The organism is Paenibacillus sp. FSL R10-2796, assembly GCF_037965315.1.
GTDB classification, from domain to species: domain Bacteria; phylum Bacillota; class Bacilli; order Paenibacillales; family Paenibacillaceae; genus Paenibacillus_AQ; species Paenibacillus_AQ odorifer.
In genome coordinates this window covers 1,426,563-1,442,089 of the sequence record NZ_CP150178.1, presented here as the reverse complement: position 1 = coordinate 1,442,089, position 15,527 = coordinate 1,426,563, and the positions used below count along the sequence as shown (strand labels likewise).

The following is a 15,527-nucleotide window of genomic DNA, read 5'->3' as shown; positions in this document are numbered from 1 at the left end:
ATACTACCTCGCCCCCTGTAGCGTGATATATGCCGCCTCTGCCCTCTCTCGGGGGCTGGCGAGCAACAAACTTGCTATAGCTCTATAGCTTGGTTCTGAACATATCGTGAGTTCATCAGTGTTTACGAACTCATCCAAATGGTCAATATACGCCTTGTAATTCAATTCAAGCGCCTTTGCCTGTACCTCTAGGATGGCAGCAGGGTCGGTGCAATAGTCTGGCACCCAAGTCCACGCTATTTCCTCAGAGTTTCTACCGAAGGGGTTTGCAGATTCCTCTCCTGTTGGATTTACTAGCCAATAGCAGCTTCCTTTCAGTCTTACTTTGTACCCCATCAACTCCGCCAGCACCATGTTAAGCTGCTGGTTTGTCTTATTCTTTACCTGTGTCATTGGGCTCCCTCCATTCCGAGCATGATAACTCGCTCACCGATCCCTTTCCCCGTTATTAGGATGCCTTCAACCTCTATTGACTTACTAGGCAGATGAGCAACCTCATACCCTTTATTGCGAATTGCTTCTGCTAATGGTCCGATCATACTTGGCAGGATACCTATAGTGTCGTATTCACCGCCCTTGACCAAAACCGTTATTACGATTGGCTTTTCTTGGCTCATGCCTTGTTGCTCCCTTCCTTATTTCCTAGGGCTGCCTCTATATTTTCTACGCCATCCGATAGATCCGCCCACGGACATAACCGTGTGTCAAAATCTTTGTACCGTGCCTCGCCTACGGATAGAGCATCCTCCATTGTGTTTCTTGCTGATTCAAGCGCCTCCTGTTGTCGGGCTATGGTCTGCTGTGCCTCTGCTAACTTAGTGTCGCGTTCTCTTAACTTCTCATTAGCACGTTTTTGAGTATCCTCGCGGTTGAATTCAAGTGACTTAACATACAGTTCGAGTTTCCCAATACGTTGTTGTGACTCTTTTAGAGCAGCCAGCAACCCCAATACTTCTTCGTAGGTTATATCTGATATATCGTGTCCATATCCTTCGCTAATTTCGTGAGCAGCATCTTCTTTTATCTCTTCTATCCGTTCTGGTGTCAGCATTGAGATTCCCCCTCACCAAGTAATTGAATTAATAGCCCTTCTGCAAATTCTGCTGCTTCCACTTCTTCGCTTGGAAGTAGTTCTCGGATATATCTATGCCCAGCCCGGAATGTTGCCAGTTTGCGTATCGCCTCCCATACTTGCGCCCATACACCAACGCCGAATTTTTCATATAATGGGCCTTTATACTTAGCGTATAGATCAGCTAAAGGACTCTTTGCCGCAGAGTGGCTCACTCTTAAATCCTGCTTGGTTAGGTCTCTTAGGATTTCAGATTTTATATCTGCTTTGAGCAATGCAAGCTGTTCTGGTGTCATGCTGGGTAAGGAAACTTTTCCTGCTTCGCTCATGCATTCGCCGCCTCTCCTCCGAGCAATTCCGGATTGTCGTGAATGTTTCCGATGATCGTAGTTTCAGCCGTTTCACTAAATAGGTAGTCTCCGTCCTTACCGTCCATATTTTCAAGCAGAAATGAACCATCATAAAACTTCACGATCCCTGTCCTAGTACCAGAAAGGGGAAATAACATTTCTTCGGCTTTACATATATCTCTCTCATAGATCTCAAGGTCATTCCGGTCATTTATGCCGCTGTACTGCCCCTCAGTTCCCTTGATGATTTCATGCAGCTTAAGGTGTCCTTTATTATCTAGAGTGGCTATTGCCAAAGATCCGGCACTACTTACCTGCACCAAACATCCAAACACCCATTGGCCTGTTTCTTTCGACTTACCGCGAAACTTAATGGCTCTGCTCATACTGGTTATGCCTCCTTATGGTATAATTATGAAAATTCCATGAGGTGATCATTGATGAATCGCAAGGTACTTATCTGGCTTGGTATAGTGACAATTGCTCTATTAATTCTCTTTTTCATTGGACTCAACTATATGTTTTATTATTCGGGGAGGTAGAGGGTGGTTAATCCTCAATTCTCTTTGGTCATTAAGATGCTAATGCTCCTATTTCCCAGGCTATCTTCCGAACTTCCGGCCAGTAATGTGCGTCTGGTCCCTGCCCGTTGCTATCCTTACAAAACCATTCTGTAATCGTTCGTTTGCCATGAACCACGTATTCTCTCAGAGCCTTTACCCAATAGCTTTCTGTACCGGACATTGGTAACGTCCGTCCATATAAACTAAGCCTTATTGGATTCTCATGTACCTTATGGGTTCCCCATGCTTTGCTTTCGATTTCAATAAGTCCTAAACGTCCGCTCTCTTTGATCTCGAAGACAAAATGTCTTGAAGTCCAATCAAATTTGTAAAGCTTCTCAAGCATTTGGTTCGCTTTCAAGAGACGCCCCTTTTTACCGATTTCCTTACATTCTTTGCTAATCTGATCTGTAGCAGGACCACTAAACTTAATGCGAGCTGCTGGTTTGTGATGTCCTGATTTCTTAATTAATTTTGGTTGGCGGTTTTCCTCACTGTCTAAATCGAAGAATTCAAAACTAGCAATGTTTCTATATCTGTATTCGTGCAAGATCACCCACCACATGTTGTTGATATTGTGATAAACGATACCGCGCTGTAAACATCCTTTACGATCTCTGAAATACTTAACTTCTCCATTCCGGATGCGTTTCCCGTCTTTATCTTTGCTGTTGTAACTTGGTACCTCGTACTCCGGTAATTCTTTACCTTCTTTGTAATGGCATGAGCTTTTAATGTGGTCCATCACTTTATCAAAAGCCCTGACTGTAACCGGCTTGGATTGATCCAGATACCCATCTGCCTTGCACGTTTCTTTGATGTGTTTTAATTCAGTTAGAAATGACAAGCGAAGCAAGTATGGCATGAGCTTTAATTTATCGAAATCATAGTAACCGCCGCTTCTATTGACTGTGTTAATTTCTTGGAAAAATTCAATTTTGAATCCCATGCGGTATTTTTCAGCCTTAAACTTAAGATCGCCTTTATGCCCCTCAAAGTGGTCTTTTGCCAAACAAGCGTAATCTCTTAAAATACGCTGATCTGTCTGAATGAGCCATCCTCGCAGTTTCATCTTTTCAAAAATAAGACCCATAACAGCCGAGGCATTATCTGATTCATCTCTTAGATAAAAACTTGTTCCCTGCGAAGCAAGATTGTCTTCGAAATACATTTCTTTATTGATCATTTCTCGCTCTCTCCTTACGGCCTATACCCGAATTTGTATTAAACTCCCAACTCTCGCATTTCTGCATCCTCTGTAGCATCTAACGTGATTGATGGCATGCCATCCCATAACTCTCGAATCTCATTAGCCTTAGCAACTACTGCTGCTTTTTGCTTGGGGGTTAATACGATATCCATAGCCTCTTGATAATGGTTTTCTGCCTTGGTATAAGCTCGGGTATGCAGTACATTCATGTAGCGCCAAAACTTATCGTTACTCAGGGATTTAATCCTCTGGAAGTGTCTACGCTGTTCTGTTTCGGTCATTAAAATAATCGCCTCTCGTTGTTATATGAATTATTTAATCTTCAAATCGGTCATTAGGATGGTAAGATCCCTGAGCAGCATAGCCATTAAGAGCATCAGTAAACATTCCAGTAAAGGTATTTAAGTCCTTAGTTTCTAAAGACTCCAGTAATCTAATTTCCTTTACTCGGAGATCCCTACCGGCTGCCGTTGCGATTAGATCCGCTATGGGTTCAATCTGCTGAAGCCGTTCATCCCTTGCTTTCTCCAACTCAAGTTGTTTATTTAGTTTATGATTGTGTTCGTCCCAGTCTTGTTCATCAAACCAGAAGTAATCGCCGTACTTGTTCCAAAATACTGAAATCCAGTATTGCAAGAGCTCTTCATCCGTTTGGATAATGTCATGACACACTCCACAAAGGCGTAAGCCGTTTGTTTTAACCCCTCTGCCCTTGCGTCCTCGCGGCATGACGTGATGTGTTGTTGTATCTGGGGCAGTTTTACAATGTGAACATTTACCGTCAGCCTCTGCAATCAATTCCTTAATTACTGCCGCTGGAAACTCACAGCGCTGTTTTGAACTTTTACCTGGCTTGTGTTCTGCGAATATCTTTTGCTTCAAAGGAGATACCTCTTTCTTCTCCTTCTTGCGCTGCCCTAGGCTGTTTGTCTTCTTAGGTTTCTCTTCTTTCTTAGGCTTCCAAAATGTTTGATGGGTCACATTTACCCACCTCCTCGTTTGCTCTCCGTAGAAGTACTCTTTCTTCTAAGTAGTTTGTTTTCCTTCGATTAATTTCGTGAGCTTGTCTATGGTAAAAAGGTACGTACCTGTAATCATCTTTGATTTCTACTCGATAAATGAAGGCCACTGGATCTTCGCGATCTTTAACTGGTGCGCCCAGATCAGCGCAACGTTTACGGGTTAATACTATTCCATCCGCTGGCAGTGATCCGTACCATCTGCCCGTTAATGAACCAGTAGCATCAGGAATAAAACACGATGCTCCGGTATCCATCATTTCATTTTTAGTGAAGTATCCTTTTCCGTTTGGCAATTAGGATCATTCCTTTTAAGATGGGGCAGCCGAAGCCGCCCCAGTATGTTTTGTTAAGCGATAATGAATACTCTTCCAGATTCAATATCTTCTTTAAGTGATTGCATTAAATATTCTTTGATGTCTGCCATTGCCTGCAACTTCCAAGCTCCTCCATCTGCTTCAAACAACGCAGCTCGTGGACCATCCTGCATGCGGAAGACAAAATCACAAGTTGGTTGTGAAATCTCAACAAAGGTGCGGAACGGTTTTAACGTCACTGGATTAGGGACTTTAACATCTGCTACCGCTGTGATACCTGTTTTCGCGGTAACACTTTGGGAGATACCATCATCTCCAGTGGTTTTCACGTTATCTTCTTTGATATTCCCTACTACTTTTAGCAGAGTGTCGCGATCCGCGCTCTGAACAAAGCATGATTGCAGGAGGATATTGAATTCTTCGACTGATAAAAAACTCTTGAAGGGAATACTTGGTAACAACGCTTCGGCTTGGACAAGTACGTTACGACGCTTGTCCCGGTTAAATGTACTCAAGACCCTAACTTCTGTTGGGCTTTCGATATGAACTAACACCGGAGGTTGCTGGTCATAATCATTTTGGATGTACTCTACGATTCCGGATAAATTGCGAACCTTGAGGGTTGTTGTAGTTGCCTCCGCGACTAATTCCAAATTTCCGGTAGCATAAGTTTGCCCTCCGACTGGTATAATTCCTTTATTACCAAGCCCGACGATATATTGAAATGCTTCTTTTAACATGAATGATTCCTCCTAAGGGATAAATAGATTATTTGAAATTAACTACATTACTTTCCTTTTGCTCTACTTGATTAACTTTGTTACCTCTATCGTCAGCTACATCCCCGTCATTATCGATCATCATCTGATCCTTAACGCCGGACACAAGTTCCGCTGCCTGCGCTTTACCTTCGTTATCCATTCCGAAGATAATTGTTGTTGATACGCCCTTCGCTGGTGCCAATGCTGTTTTCACATCAATATCAACAGACCCTATCTCTCGCTTTTCATTAGGCTTTATTGCAATGGTCAGCGTTAACTTGCGAACGTTCTTCCAATTAGTGTTTGGGTCCAAAACGTTAGCGGCCAGTTTTTGCATTTCAATGTTCAGACGTTCACCGACAGCACCCTCAGCTAGATTATTAAAGTTAATTTCTTTACTCATATTTAAATCCTCCATTATCTAAAATTTGTATATATGGGTACATCAGTTCTATTTTTTGCTATGGAGGTGCCCGATCCCCTATCATACTCGGGGTCTATGCCGTTTCCGCAAACCAGATTTTATCTACTGCAGCCAAATAATCAAGAGGAACACGGCCTGTCCTAACTTCAAATGCGTCAATCTCGAAGTTATCTAATGTCATGCTTTTACGTCCGCCCCTGGAAGCCTCAACCTTGTATGCACGTAATGCTGTGAAGGGTAAAAGGTATGTTTTACGTTGTTTTCTAAACTCGACTAGTACGAAACATAGAGCTCCGAACTTATGACACTTCTCTAAATGTTCGTACTGATGATCCTCAACCTTTTTTAGGTCAAATCTATCAAGCTCTTGGATTGACTTAGCTTCGAAAAAAACAGCTCTTCCACGATAGATGCCATCGTAATCAACAGTTGATTTAGCTTCAAAGAATCCAGCAAGTACTTTTGTTCCTTTACTCTTTGTTACCTTTACTGGCGTTGATCGCTTATTGATGACGGCTAATTCTCTATGTTCATAGGATTCATTTGTGAAATTAATTAAGTTTTCAAAAGCTGCACCTCTATTTCCTTGAGCCATCTTTACCACCCTTTCTAGGAGTCCGCGGCGGATCAAGTACATAACGCATATCATCAATCATTAGTACGCTCGGGGCATCCTCATGCATTTTTGCAACTGTTACGATCTTTTTATATTTCTTACCAACCTCGTAATGTGTCATTTCGAATCTTTCCTCGCTCTTTTTGGGGATTCTAATTCACGTTTTTCAGCTATTTGGTCAATCATGTCCTCAATCTTTGCCCGTACAACTTTTTGACTAGTTGATAACCCAACACCTGCAGTTGATGCCTCTGAAATAATTTTAGCTACGATATGGTCAGCTGCTGCCAAATGTTCAAAAAGTCGATATTCCAAGGATTCAAAAATTCTATCGAATTCATTTAGCAAGTATTTCTCCCGGCGTTCAGCAGCAGTCATAGTCACCACGCCTCTGAACGTCTACGATCGACGAGCACCATTATGAGTTTTTTAATTTTTTCTCTGGCTATAAGCTCCATGGTGGCGTGAATCCGTATGTCATAATCTAGAGAGTCATTGTTGATTATCTGCAGAAGCTCAGTGTCAGTCTTCCAGTTTAGAAATTTCAACGTCTTTTCTCCTCCTCAGCTCGTTTTCTTTTATCAAGAAGCTCAGCCATGGACTTCTCATGAAGTTCGATTTCTTCTTGTGTAGGAGGAGCAACGGGGTTCTTAGTAATTTCAATTTGTGGTTTCCCACTTTGCCCACCCCGCCCATTCCTATAACTATTACTAGAAGGATTGCTTCGTAGTTCTTTCTCCTTTGTCCATGGCTCGTCTATGCCTTCGGATTTCCATCGTTTTAGAATGGCACGAACATAACTAAGATTTCGCTTGCCAGCAATTATCGAAGTACGCATAGCCTCGCATAGCCATCTTTCGCCATAGTCATTTATAAAGTCATTAAGCTGATCAGATATCACAGAACTGATTGTGCCAAACCCTTCAGCTTCAAACATCCGGAACGGATTAACTGGCAGAGGCACCTCTATCTCTATTGGTTTTATTTCACTTTCTTTTTCTTTACTTTCCTCTCCTTTACTTTCCTTTACTTTACTTTGTGTACTTTCTGCTGACATTTTCCCTTGTTTGTCGGGATTAATGTAAACATTAACTGGTGTACTTTCAGCACTGACGATCACGATTGAGTGTGATACTTTCTTACTTTCTTCTAACGGATCAATGAGTAAATGACCTTCAAATAAAGTTACTTCTTTACGTCTTTTCGCTGCCTCAATATATCTTTTCTGGAACCCTCTTGATGTCAACACCTTGTAATTTTTGTATACATTTTCATTGAAGAATCCCCAGTTTATGCATTCATTTACGATCTCTTTTACAGTGTTAATGTCAGCATTAACCTTACTGGAAAGGGCATAGTGTTCACGCTCCTCCCAGGGATAAAAATATCCATTGCGATAAATATTCATCATAATTTTTACGATAACTCCGAGTCCCTGCATTCCATATTTAGCTATTGGGACAACTAATTTATCATCCTGATCAAAATCAATATCCAATGGGAAATAGTCTAGGCCTTCTTTTAATGGCCTTGCCATGATGTCAGACCCCTTTCCTTAGCTTCCATTCATCGCACCAATCAGACACTTATAATCGCAGCACAACCCCTTATGACCGTATTTAACAACTGCTTGTCCGATTGGTATCTTTTTCCGACACTTAGGGTTAATACAATTTCCAGGTGATCTTTGTTTGTGCAGAGTTTTAGGATTAAGAAGCTTAAGTTTAGGCTGGTAGGTTTTATTAAGAGATTTCATTTTTTGTTGCAACTCAAAAATTTCTTTTTCTATTTTATTTTTTCGTTTCTGAGTAAGCTTCGAACCTTTTTTATGTTCGGCGTATAGTGTTCTCAACCGTCTCCTAATAGCCGTTGCTTCTAAAACCTTCATGGCAGATTCGTCTTTCATTAATCCCCACCTCCTAATGTGTTCATATCAACCCGTACTCTTAATCTGAGTTCATAAATGTACTCACGGAGAGAAGAAAACTCATTCTTCCACATCATCTTTTCTTCAAGAGCTGTAGCCTCAACCATTCGCAAGTCCTCAATAGCAAGATCGCCGGCTATCTCTTTCTCTCCGCGCTTTGCTTCCTTCCTAGCTTTGGCATAAGCTATTTTACGGGCTGCATAGATACGAGCATGCTCACCGTCTCTAACAGCCGACACTCGTCCAATAAGCATGTGAGCAGCTGTAAGCAGGCGTATTTTTTCCATGATTGCTCCAGGAGCATTGTCATCGTATGCGTCAGCCTGAGCACGCAATTTTCTGATGTCCTTGATATACTGCTTAATATCAATGTCCATCTGATTTCACTCGATCTCTTATTAATTTGTTGCCGAAGCAATGATAATTACAGATATGACCGCCATGGGCTGATAGATGTACCTTCCCTTCAGGAATAACTGTCTCGCAGGCTAGACATTTAAAATTACCGTTGGTCCAGCCTGTAGTTACTTTCTCACGCTGTATCTGACGCTCTAAAAAGTCTCTTCTCCTTTGTTCTGGAGTTCTCATCCATTCTGGATAATTCATCGTTTCTAAAACAAGGTCTAGCGACTCTTCACGCATGTCCTTTACATATTTAGAGTGATCTATTGCTGCACGTTCTTGAGCCGTGAAATCCATCCCATCAAGGATGGGATCGGCATAGGGTTGGCGTTTATGCATAGATAAAACTGCATTAAATAAACTTGTAGATTGGATTGTAACCTCATATATCCGCCCAGTTACATCTACCATAGGTAAATTCCAATCTTTAGCTTGCATTGCTTTTTCCTCCAAATCCTGATAAACTGACCGTAATTGAATTTGTTGTGCACGTGTCTAGCCTTCCGGCTCCTACCCCGGTGGGCTGTTTTTCATTTAATCGGCCATTTCGGAACTTGTCTAAGGCGATTTCATCCCAGACTTTCAGTAGCTGATCCTGACATCCGCGCCGAATTCTAGCAGCAAATAAATAGATACTGAAATCAATCTCGCCACCTCGTAACAACGCATCATCTTCAACTGTCTTCCAAAATGCAACCTCTTCGCGAAGATCCGCAACAACTGTATGCTTGTCCATAAGATCCCTCCTATTCTTGATGAGTTCAAAACAACATTTGACCATTTGCTTGTTCAATCTGTCTCATTAGGTTGTTGGGTGGATTCCAATGTGGAACGTAGTGAAGCGCACGATCGTAATCTTTAATGAATGTGTTGTTATATGAATTGATCTCAAAGAACTCAGTGAATTCATTCCACAGCGCTGAATATACTTGCGTCCGAAGGCTGCTATCCTTATAGGCTGCTGATTTCTTTCCACCCACGATTTCTAGAACTCGTTTGTTCCCTGCCTTTTTTAGTGTTCGTTGCTGCCCGTAATCAATCGTTGTTCGGTTTTCTAAATGCTCTACCCGGTCTTCCATTTCTTTAGTTCGAATATCCAGCATTAGAATTGCTTGTAATTCTTTACTAGCCCCAGCGAATGGATTCTTGATCTTTTCTTCCATAGCTTCGAATTTAGTCACATAAGCAGCTGTGAAGAGCACACCCTTTTCTCCTGTCATTTTATTGGCTACCATATCGCAACCTTTACGAGTCAAGAGGTAATTAGGCTGTTCTTTGTTCTGTGCATTGAGATAATGGCTTGGAATGAAGAATTGATGACTCCCGAGATCTTGGGAGTCCAAAATCTCTGCATATCTCCGAATGTCTGATAAAAGATGGTCATGACGTTTACCCATCATGTCTGCTACTTCACGGCTGTCAATTGTAACTGGCTCCTTAACAATTTGTTTATGCATAAATCGCTACCTCCCTTTACTCCTAGCTGATCTCCTATCTTTCGCGTTATTGGAGTCGCTAGGGTATCCGATATTTAATCGCTGAATTGGCGTGTGTCCTTCTAGATTCTTGTTTGCGGCTTGAGGATCGTATCCGATACTTTGCGGTTTACCGAATCTCCCGAACAGTTCTTTGCGCTCCATTTTATGAGCAGTGCGGCAATGATTGACTGTGATTACATCACCTGTATGACCACAATTGGGATAAGGGCATCTGACTGTACTGCATATGATTACTGTCACGTAACTAAACCTCCTTGCCTTCACCTAGAGAAGTTATATACCTTACTTCTAAGTCATCAATGAGTGCCAACATACTTGGATTATCCAACCAGTTACGACGAGTACGGTCAGTGAAGTCTTGTATTTGCTCTGGCGTACAACCACGATTCAAACAGTTTTGAAATATAGTTGTCAGATCAGGGTATCTGCTTTTCTTTTTACTCATGGGGTACCTCCTTTCAGGTATAAAACCATATGATGTGGTTATGATGGCTGATAGGGCTACACCTGAGAACTGCAGCTTGCCCTCTCTTGTTCGTTCAACCAACCCACGAAGGCATCTTTCCGAATTCTCCAGGTCCCGTTCAACTTAATCCCAGGCATCTTGTTAGCTCTACACCAACTGTAGATTGCGCTTCGGGAGACCCCTAAGTAGCCAGCAGCCTGTTCAGCAGTTAATAGATTCGGCATATCATTAAGATCCATCATTTCTCACCTCCCCCCTCTCATCTTCCGTTTGATCCGAAGAATCGAAAAGATAGTCAATACTGCTCTCTGGAAAAAAAGCGTCTTTAATTGCAAAAGCTTCGTCGACGTGCATTCTGTACCTCCCGTTAATTTTGTCACCAACGGTGGAACGCCGTTTTTGCAGAGTCTTAGCAATATCTGACACAGTGATATTTTTCTTTAACATTTCCACTCGAAGATTGCTATACACCCTATTCCCTCCTTTCGCAATGAACGCAATTTCGTTTGCGATGAGTTGACTATAAACGATATAACGGTCACAGTCAACCTAAATTTCGTTCAAATGAACTAAATTTCGTTCAAAAATACTTTACAACTATATACAACTCATGTATTATAAACACATGAACGATTTATCGTTCACATCTAAAACGAAGGGTGAGTATTAAATTGGAGAGAGCTAAAATATTAGTCCGACTAATTAAAGAAAAAGGCTATCCCAGCAATCGAGCTTTTGCTGACGAAATTGGTATTCCGCCTACTACTCTGCAATCAATGCTAACCAGAGGAATTGGAAAGGCATCTGTCGATAATGTAATTAAAATATGCCGTGCTTTAGGAATAACTGTGGATGAACTACAAGAGATGTCAAAAAAGAGTGAGGACGAGGCTGAAGTAGAGATACAAACCATTGCGGCCCATCATGACGGATACGATTGGACTGACGAAGAACTAATGGAAATAGAAAAATTCAAAGAGTTTGTTCGCTCAAAGAAAAACCAACAATCCTCAGACAAGTAACTGCTATCAGGAGTGGTGTTATGGTATATGATCTATTACTTCAAAAAGCTCACCTTCTGTTAATAGAAGTCATAGAGCGCCCCTTAGCGGGTAAATTAAGGGGCATATATGCTGACGGAGTTATTTGCATCGATAGCAGACTTGAATCGAAGACAGAGAAAGCTTGCACACTCATCGAGGAAATCGGACATCACGAAACCAGTGCAGGAGATATTCTGATGCAAGACTGCATTAATCAAAGGAAGCAAGAAAAGAAGGCGAAAAACTGGGGCTATGAAGAATTAGTGCCACTTTCCTCTTTTCTTCTGGGACATGAAGCCGGAGTCAGAAATATTTATGAATTTGCTGAGTTACTTGGTGTGACAGATGATTTTCTAATCAATGCAATTGATCACTATTGGGAAGTATACGGACCTTGCACAGTGTACAAGCCTGAAAATGATGAATACATAATTTACTTCGATCCCGTCGCGGTAATAAAAATTTTCAAATAACCTATGATTATTAGCCGCATAGGGCGGCTTCACATATGAATTCAATAGAACATATATTCGTGAAAGGAGGTGAATTTAGTTATGGGTAGAAAACCAAAGGAACCTAGGGAGGAAATAAAGTATCCAGGCGTACGTTCGGAAAATGGTAGACATACATATCGCTACAGTGTTCCGGTACCTGGAAAAAAAGGGAGAAAACAAAAAGAAACTCCTAGCTATCCAACAGCAAAGGAAGCTTTTGAAGCAGGAATTAAAATTAAAGCCCAGTTATTAAACGGAACTTACTTCGAAGAAAAGGATATCGTATTTGATGATTTTGTTGTGGAGTGGCTTAAAATGTACGAAGCAACTGGCAAGGTTAAAAATACAACTGTCGATATTCGTATGCGTGAATTACAAAAGTGCAAAAAATACTTTGGTCATAAAAAAATTGGAGAAGTGTCAAAAAGGGATTACCAAATGATGCTCGATGATCAAAAGAAGCAAAATTATTCATTAAACTCAATTAAGCTTCTCAATTCGTCTTGCTCACTTATTTTCAAAAAAGCCGTTGAATTAGAAATGATTAAATCAGACCCCACTTCTGGTGCTGAGATACCAACTTATCAAACTACTGTTGAAGATTTAGAAAATAAAACTGAGATTCCAAAGTATATGGAAAAGGAGGAATTACTAAGATTTCTGAAAGCAGTAAAGGAACATGGAGATAGGCAGGACTTTAATCTCTTCTTTCTAATGGCCTATACAGGAATACGGATCGGTGAAATGAGCGCACTAAATAAAAACAAAGATATTAACCGGTCTGAGAAATTCATATCTATAACAAAAACGCTCTATTGTAAAAAGAAGATTAAAGAGTATGTCATTAACACACCTAAAACAAAAGCATCACGACGAGAAATTGATATTACCGATAGTGTCATTGATGTTGTTGATGATCAAATTGCATGGCTAAATGAATTTAAAATGGCAAATCGAAAAAACTACTACGATGCTGGATTCTTATTCGTAAACACCAGAAGAAATCCAGGATACCCCGAAGCTCATCCAAACATCACTTTGAGAATGAAAACTTATTTGGAAATCGCGGGTCTTCCATCAGCCCTGACCCCCCATAGTTTAAGGCATACTCATGTGTCCCTATTAGCAGAGGTAGGAGTGGCGCTTGAAACAATACAAAAACGAATGGGTCATAGTAGCGACGAAGTAACCCGTCTGATTTACTTGCACGTAACCAAGAAGAGAAGAAAAGAAGCTCCTGAAAAATTTGAAAAACTCATGAATGGTTTATAGTGTGGGGATCCTGTGGGGAAAACCTCAAGAAAACGTTGATCTGTTGCGAGTTATAACGCATCTCTGTCATATACAAAATATTTGGGTCATGCCGCAGCGACTCTACTCCCACCTCCATCAGTTCCTCATTCGCAGCTTGAATTGGAATAATTCGATGCCCTTTAATTTGATACGGTAAAATGGATTCCGGATGTTTCTCTATCATCACTACTCCCATGCAGGAGGAAGAGCCAAGCAGTTGCTCACCAACGATCGTATTGGCAAAGGTTGTTTTTCCTGACCCTACAGCACCCGCAATAATGGTGTTGCGAAATGTGGACGATAACGCCCGAATGAACTCAACCGCCTCGGCAGGAATACATTCCGTACCCGCTTGATCCTCCAAATCCAGGAATTCTACAACCTGTCGCCGCAGTGATATCGTAGTAAAACCCTCCCAGACCCTAGGTGATACCCAAATCGCAAGCCGAATAAATCTACCTGGCCAGAGCGGATCATCCATTTTGAACTCCACCGAAGGATTATCCTTGTTCAGCTTTTTATTGGGATCACTTTTTAGCAAGGAACGCTTCAGCTGCTCCACCCGATCCAGTGAAGGCATTTCATACGGATAAGCTATAAACTCACCTTTATGGTTATAAAAAATTTGCTTCCCAATCATTTGTAATCCGGTTGACTCGCTGTATGCACGATCAGTAAACCAACGATACGCTGGTCCAAAACCCTTCCACTCGTGATACAGGGCCTCTGCCGCCGTTCGGTACGCTTCTGGAACCTTTCCAGTAAAAGGTGTTTTTCGTAAGTACTTCTCAATCTTATTCATAAAAAAGCTAACTGCCAGCGGATCGCCAATCAAAGCCTTTGCATTTAGCTCGAAGTAAGCGTCATCCTCACGTTCTAACCCTTCGTTCATCTCGGTTTTCATTTTTTGTAAAAAAGCATAGAAATCTTCCTTGCCCGGTTTACTAGTGCGTAGCACGCTTTGTTTTAGAGAAAAGAGTGGACGACTCGCGAGAGTTTCAATCATAGAAATATCCCTTTCTTTTTGGCCTCTGGCGCTAATCCCATCGACACCAATAGAGAATGTACCTTATCATCCACATGCTGTAGCTCTTTTTTGCCTAGAGGCAAGCTTTCCTGCAAGGGCTGGTAATACGGTAGCTCCAGCAAGATTTCAGTGCCAAATCTAAGGGCCATATTTTTGGACGAAGATATTTCCTCCACATTACTGCGGTTAATGATCAGCTGGAAATCATGCGGACGCAGATCTATATGCCCCGCAAGCTCGAATAGAGGTTCTAATCTGTATTCATGTTTAGGATGAGTGACAATCATACGTAACGACGACTTTTGCATACCGACATACCACGCAGCACTCTCGGGAATTGAACCGAAATCAGCAATAACCACATCCGCATTTGCTCCAGCTCTAGCCAAGAAATATTCGATCTCCTCCTCCAGATAATCCTGGACACTTAAGTAGTCGTAATTCCCCGGTAGATACAAATAGCCATCCTGCCTAATCAATTGCTCGAAATCTTCATCATGAATCATCTTCCCTGTAAGCTTGGGGCGCAGTTTGTCTAGACTTATCGTCGCTTTTCGGTCATACCCGGGGTCATATAAATCCAAACCAAGTACAAGAACACGTAGACCTGCCGCAGCAATTCGTCTTGCGAACAGCTTCGCCACACTCGTGCAGCCAATGCCTGGACCTGAGCCAAAAAAGCCAACCAAATTGCTCCGTTCCTCGCCATCCTCTTCCAGGATAAAACGAATCTTCTCTATCACTGCTGACGAGGTAGAACGAGGAGGAATAAAATATAAACCTAAGCTTTCACATAACATATGCACAGCTTGATAGCCGCGAATTCCCTTTTGCAGATATAAATACAGGATCATAGAGCTTGGATATTTGTGTCGCAGCTCGCTAAGCGCTTGAACAGGTACCTGGTCACTAGTAACCATTAACATATGACCTTCGGTATGCGCCGGATCGGGATACACGTTTTGTGTAACTACATTAAATCCCGCGTTTTTGATATCATTAATCGTTAACTGATCTATGCCCAGACTAAATATTTTCAAGGCA

The 15,527-nt window shown here is 41.7% G+C and carries 29 protein-coding genes; 3 read left to right on the top strand and 26 right to left on the bottom strand.

Annotated elements, in window-relative coordinates:
* Positions 1 to 3: 3 nt before the first annotated feature.
* The 24 genes from NST58_RS06515 to NST58_RS06400 all read right to left on the bottom strand — a co-directional run bounded on the left by NST58_RS06515 (position 4) and on the right by NST58_RS06400 (position 11,097).
* On the bottom strand, positions 4 to 393 hold the full coding sequence (locus NST58_RS06515; protein ID WP_339246832.1) for a hypothetical protein: 390 nt from the start codon (positions 391 to 393) through the stop codon (positions 4 to 6).
* Positions 390 to 617, bottom strand: coding sequence for a hypothetical protein (locus tag NST58_RS06510; protein WP_339246830.1), 228 nt, complete (start codon positions 615 to 617; stop codon positions 390 to 392). The genes NST58_RS06515 and NST58_RS06510 overlap by 4 nt, the downstream gene beginning before the upstream one ends.
* Positions 614 to 1,051, bottom strand: coding sequence for a hypothetical protein (locus NST58_RS06505; RefSeq protein ID WP_339246827.1), 438 nt, complete (start codon positions 1,049 to 1,051; stop codon positions 614 to 616). The genes NST58_RS06510 and NST58_RS06505 overlap by 4 nt, the downstream gene beginning before the upstream one ends.
* Positions 1,045 to 1,401, bottom strand: coding sequence for a hypothetical protein (locus tag NST58_RS06500; RefSeq protein ID WP_339246824.1), 357 nt, complete (start codon positions 1,399 to 1,401; stop codon positions 1,045 to 1,047). Before NST58_RS06500 ends, NST58_RS06505 begins: the two co-directional genes overlap by 7 nt.
* The gene (locus NST58_RS06495; RefSeq protein ID WP_339246822.1) at positions 1,398 to 1,808 is read right to left on the bottom strand and encodes a YopX family protein; all 411 of its coding nucleotides are present in this window, start codon (positions 1,806 to 1,808) and stop codon (positions 1,398 to 1,400) included. Before NST58_RS06495 ends, NST58_RS06500 begins: the two co-directional genes overlap by 4 nt.
* 187 nt (positions 1,809 to 1,995) lie before the next feature.
* Complete coding sequence (locus NST58_RS06490) at positions 1,996 to 3,171, bottom strand: hypothetical protein (protein WP_339246819.1); 1,176 nt, start codon at positions 3,169 to 3,171, stop codon at positions 1,996 to 1,998.
* A 38-nt stretch (positions 3,172 to 3,209) separates the two neighbouring features.
* Entirely contained in the window at positions 3,210 to 3,476 is a 267-nt protein-coding gene (locus NST58_RS06485) for a hypothetical protein (protein ID WP_339246817.1), read from the bottom strand.
* Positions 3,477 to 3,510: 34 nt separating this feature from the next.
* Entirely contained in the window at positions 3,511 to 4,176 is a 666-nt protein-coding gene (locus NST58_RS06480) for an HNH endonuclease signature motif containing protein (RefSeq protein ID WP_339246814.1), read from the bottom strand.
* Positions 4,148 to 4,510, bottom strand: a complete 363-nt coding sequence (locus tag NST58_RS06475) for a hypothetical protein (protein WP_339246812.1) — start codon at positions 4,508 to 4,510, stop codon at positions 4,148 to 4,150. The genes NST58_RS06480 and NST58_RS06475 overlap by 29 nt, the downstream gene beginning before the upstream one ends.
* 53 nt (positions 4,511 to 4,563) lie before the next feature.
* Positions 4,564 to 5,271: a hypothetical protein gene (locus NST58_RS06470; protein ID WP_339246809.1), complete on the bottom strand. Its 708-nt coding sequence runs from the start codon at positions 5,269 to 5,271 to the stop codon at positions 4,564 to 4,566.
* 28 nt (positions 5,272 to 5,299) lie between these two features.
* Positions 5,300 to 5,695 (bottom strand): replication terminator protein, encoded by a 396-nt coding sequence (locus tag NST58_RS06465; RefSeq protein WP_339246806.1) that lies wholly within the window; start codon positions 5,693 to 5,695, stop codon positions 5,300 to 5,302.
* Between the two features lie 94 nt (positions 5,696 to 5,789).
* On the bottom strand, positions 5,790 to 6,311 hold the full coding sequence (locus NST58_RS06460; RefSeq protein ID WP_076144261.1) for a Holliday junction resolvase RecU: 522 nt from the start codon (positions 6,309 to 6,311) through the stop codon (positions 5,790 to 5,792).
* A complete protein-coding gene (locus NST58_RS06455; protein WP_175618927.1) occupies positions 6,295 to 6,453 on the bottom strand; it encodes a hypothetical protein in 159 nt (52 codons plus the stop codon). The genes NST58_RS06460 and NST58_RS06455 overlap by 17 nt, the downstream gene beginning before the upstream one ends.
* Entirely contained in the window at positions 6,450 to 6,710 is a 261-nt protein-coding gene (locus NST58_RS06450; RefSeq protein WP_076303890.1) for a hypothetical protein, read from the bottom strand. Before NST58_RS06450 ends, NST58_RS06455 begins: the two co-directional genes overlap by 4 nt.
* A gap of 2 nt (positions 6,711 to 6,712) precedes the next feature.
* Complete coding sequence (locus NST58_RS06445; protein ID WP_339246803.1) at positions 6,713 to 6,880, bottom strand: hypothetical protein; 168 nt, start codon at positions 6,878 to 6,880, stop codon at positions 6,713 to 6,715.
* A complete protein-coding gene (locus NST58_RS06440) occupies positions 6,877 to 7,869 on the bottom strand; it encodes a Lin1244/Lin1753 domain-containing protein (RefSeq protein WP_339246800.1) in 993 nt (330 codons plus the stop codon). The genes NST58_RS06445 and NST58_RS06440 overlap by 4 nt, the downstream gene beginning before the upstream one ends.
* Before the next feature lie 18 nt (positions 7,870 to 7,887).
* On the bottom strand, positions 7,888 to 8,238 hold the full coding sequence (locus NST58_RS06435; RefSeq protein WP_339246797.1) for a hypothetical protein: 351 nt from the start codon (positions 8,236 to 8,238) through the stop codon (positions 7,888 to 7,890).
* On the bottom strand, positions 8,238 to 8,636 hold the full coding sequence (locus tag NST58_RS06430) for a hypothetical protein (RefSeq protein WP_036684313.1): 399 nt from the start codon (positions 8,634 to 8,636) through the stop codon (positions 8,238 to 8,240). Before NST58_RS06430 ends, NST58_RS06435 begins: the two co-directional genes overlap by 1 nt.
* A complete protein-coding gene (locus NST58_RS06425) occupies positions 8,626 to 9,099 on the bottom strand; it encodes a hypothetical protein (protein WP_339246796.1) in 474 nt (157 codons plus the stop codon). Before NST58_RS06425 ends, NST58_RS06430 begins: the two co-directional genes overlap by 11 nt.
* Entirely contained in the window at positions 9,089 to 9,397 is a 309-nt protein-coding gene (locus NST58_RS06420) for a hypothetical protein (RefSeq protein WP_339246794.1), read from the bottom strand. The genes NST58_RS06425 and NST58_RS06420 overlap by 11 nt, the downstream gene beginning before the upstream one ends.
* 25 nt (positions 9,398 to 9,422) lie before the next feature.
* Positions 9,423 to 10,118, bottom strand: coding sequence for a Rha family transcriptional regulator (locus NST58_RS06415; RefSeq protein ID WP_076303886.1), 696 nt, complete (start codon positions 10,116 to 10,118; stop codon positions 9,423 to 9,425).
* A gap of 286 nt (positions 10,119 to 10,404) precedes the next feature.
* Positions 10,405 to 10,605 (bottom strand): hypothetical protein, encoded by a 201-nt coding sequence (locus tag NST58_RS06410; protein ID WP_339246789.1) that lies wholly within the window; start codon positions 10,603 to 10,605, stop codon positions 10,405 to 10,407.
* A 56-nt stretch (positions 10,606 to 10,661) separates the two neighbouring features.
* A complete protein-coding gene (locus tag NST58_RS06405; protein WP_339246786.1) occupies positions 10,662 to 10,868 on the bottom strand; it encodes a helix-turn-helix domain-containing protein in 207 nt (68 codons plus the stop codon).
* Positions 10,855 to 11,097, bottom strand: a complete 243-nt coding sequence (locus NST58_RS06400) for a helix-turn-helix transcriptional regulator (RefSeq protein ID WP_339246783.1) — start codon at positions 11,095 to 11,097, stop codon at positions 10,855 to 10,857. The genes NST58_RS06405 and NST58_RS06400 overlap by 14 nt, the downstream gene beginning before the upstream one ends.
* A gap of 194 nt (positions 11,098 to 11,291) precedes the next feature.
* Here NST58_RS06400 and NST58_RS06395 point away from each other — a divergent pair, with 194 nt between their 5' ends.
* The 3 genes from NST58_RS06395 (at position 11,292) to NST58_RS06385 (ending at position 13,435) form a co-directional block, all read left to right on the top strand.
* Positions 11,292 to 11,648 carry a helix-turn-helix transcriptional regulator gene (locus NST58_RS06395; RefSeq protein ID WP_339248752.1) on the top strand — a complete coding sequence of 119 codons (357 nt, stop codon included), beginning with the start codon at positions 11,292 to 11,294 and terminating at the stop codon, positions 11,646 to 11,648.
* A gap of 20 nt (positions 11,649 to 11,668) precedes the next feature.
* On the top strand, positions 11,669 to 12,142 hold the full coding sequence (locus NST58_RS06390) for an ImmA/IrrE family metallo-endopeptidase (protein WP_339246780.1): 474 nt from the start codon (positions 11,669 to 11,671) through the stop codon (positions 12,140 to 12,142).
* An 81-nt stretch (positions 12,143 to 12,223) separates the two neighbouring features.
* On the top strand, positions 12,224 to 13,435 hold the full coding sequence (locus NST58_RS06385) for a tyrosine-type recombinase/integrase (protein ID WP_339246777.1): 1,212 nt from the start codon (positions 12,224 to 12,226) through the stop codon (positions 13,433 to 13,435).
* Here the strand turns inward: NST58_RS06385 and NST58_RS06380 are convergent.
* The gene (locus NST58_RS06380) at positions 13,419 to 14,462 is read right to left on the bottom strand and encodes an ATPase, T2SS/T4P/T4SS family (protein ID WP_339246775.1); all 1,044 of its coding nucleotides are present in this window, start codon (positions 14,460 to 14,462) and stop codon (positions 13,419 to 13,421) included. The genes NST58_RS06385 and NST58_RS06380 overlap by 17 nt on opposite strands.
* A complete protein-coding gene (locus tag NST58_RS06375) occupies positions 14,459 to 15,523 on the bottom strand; it encodes a hypothetical protein (RefSeq protein WP_076304499.1) in 1,065 nt (354 codons plus the stop codon). Before NST58_RS06375 ends, NST58_RS06380 begins: the two co-directional genes overlap by 4 nt.
* Positions 15,524 to 15,527 lie beyond the last annotated feature (4 nt).

What these genes read in the sequence shown, in the direction of transcription:
- NST58_RS06515 (WP_339246832.1), bottom strand. Translation starts at nt 393, where the DNA reads ATGACACAGGTAAAGAATAAGACAAACCAGCAGCTTAACATGGTGCTG.
- NST58_RS06510 (WP_339246830.1), bottom strand. Translation starts at nt 617, where the DNA reads ATGAGCCAAGAAAAGCCAATCGTAATAACGGTTTTGGTCAAGGGCGGT.
- NST58_RS06505 (WP_339246827.1), bottom strand. Translation starts at nt 1,051, where the DNA reads ATGCTGACACCAGAACGGATAGAAGAGATAAAAGAAGATGCTGCTCAC.
- NST58_RS06500 (WP_339246824.1), bottom strand. Translation starts at nt 1,401, where the DNA reads ATGAGCGAAGCAGGAAAAGTTTCCTTACCCAGCATGACACCAGAACAG.
- NST58_RS06495 (WP_339246822.1), bottom strand. Translation starts at nt 1,808, where the DNA reads ATGAGCAGAGCCATTAAGTTTCGCGGTAAGTCGAAAGAAACAGGCCAA.
- NST58_RS06490 (WP_339246819.1), bottom strand. Translation starts at nt 3,171, where the DNA reads ATGATCAATAAAGAAATGTATTTCGAAGACAATCTTGCTTCGCAGGGA.
- NST58_RS06485 (WP_339246817.1), bottom strand. Translation starts at nt 3,476, where the DNA reads ATGACCGAAACAGAACAGCGTAGACACTTCCAGAGGATTAAATCCCTG.
- NST58_RS06470 (WP_339246809.1), bottom strand. Translation starts at nt 5,271, where the DNA reads ATGTTAAAAGAAGCATTTCAATATATCGTCGGGCTTGGTAATAAAGGA.
- NST58_RS06465 (WP_339246806.1), bottom strand. Translation starts at nt 5,695, where the DNA reads ATGAGTAAAGAAATTAACTTTAATAATCTAGCTGAGGGTGCTGTCGGT.
- NST58_RS06460 (WP_076144261.1), bottom strand. Translation starts at nt 6,311, where the DNA reads ATGGCTCAAGGAAATAGAGGTGCAGCTTTTGAAAACTTAATTAATTTC.
- NST58_RS06455 (WP_175618927.1), bottom strand. Translation starts at nt 6,453, where the DNA reads ATGACACATTACGAGGTTGGTAAGAAATATAAAAAGATCGTAACAGTT.
- NST58_RS06450 (WP_076303890.1), bottom strand. Translation starts at nt 6,710, where the DNA reads ATGACTGCTGCTGAACGCCGGGAGAAATACTTGCTAAATGAATTCGAT.
- NST58_RS06440 (WP_339246800.1), bottom strand. Translation starts at nt 7,869, where the DNA reads ATGGCAAGGCCATTAAAAGAAGGCCTAGACTATTTCCCATTGGATATT.
- NST58_RS06435 (WP_339246797.1), bottom strand. Translation starts at nt 8,238, where the DNA reads ATGAAAGACGAATCTGCCATGAAGGTTTTAGAAGCAACGGCTATTAGG.
- NST58_RS06430 (WP_036684313.1), bottom strand. Translation starts at nt 8,636, where the DNA reads ATGGACATTGATATTAAGCAGTATATCAAGGACATCAGAAAATTGCGT.
- NST58_RS06425 (WP_339246796.1), bottom strand. Translation starts at nt 9,099, where the DNA reads ATGCAAGCTAAAGATTGGAATTTACCTATGGTAGATGTAACTGGGCGG.
- NST58_RS06420 (WP_339246794.1), bottom strand. Translation starts at nt 9,397, where the DNA reads ATGGACAAGCATACAGTTGTTGCGGATCTTCGCGAAGAGGTTGCATTT.
- NST58_RS06415 (WP_076303886.1), bottom strand. Translation starts at nt 10,118, where the DNA reads ATGCATAAACAAATTGTTAAGGAGCCAGTTACAATTGACAGCCGTGAA.
- NST58_RS06410 (WP_339246789.1), bottom strand. Translation starts at nt 10,605, where the DNA reads ATGAGTAAAAAGAAAAGCAGATACCCTGATCTGACAACTATATTTCAA.
- NST58_RS06405 (WP_339246786.1), bottom strand. Translation starts at nt 10,868, where the DNA reads ATGATGGATCTTAATGATATGCCGAATCTATTAACTGCTGAACAGGCT.
- NST58_RS06390 (WP_339246780.1), top strand. Translation starts at nt 11,669, where the DNA reads ATGGTATATGATCTATTACTTCAAAAAGCTCACCTTCTGTTAATAGAA.
- NST58_RS06385 (WP_339246777.1), top strand. Translation starts at nt 12,224, where the DNA reads ATGGGTAGAAAACCAAAGGAACCTAGGGAGGAAATAAAGTATCCAGGC.
- NST58_RS06380 (WP_339246775.1), bottom strand. Translation starts at nt 14,462, where the DNA reads ATGATTGAAACTCTCGCGAGTCGTCCACTCTTTTCTCTAAAACAAAGC.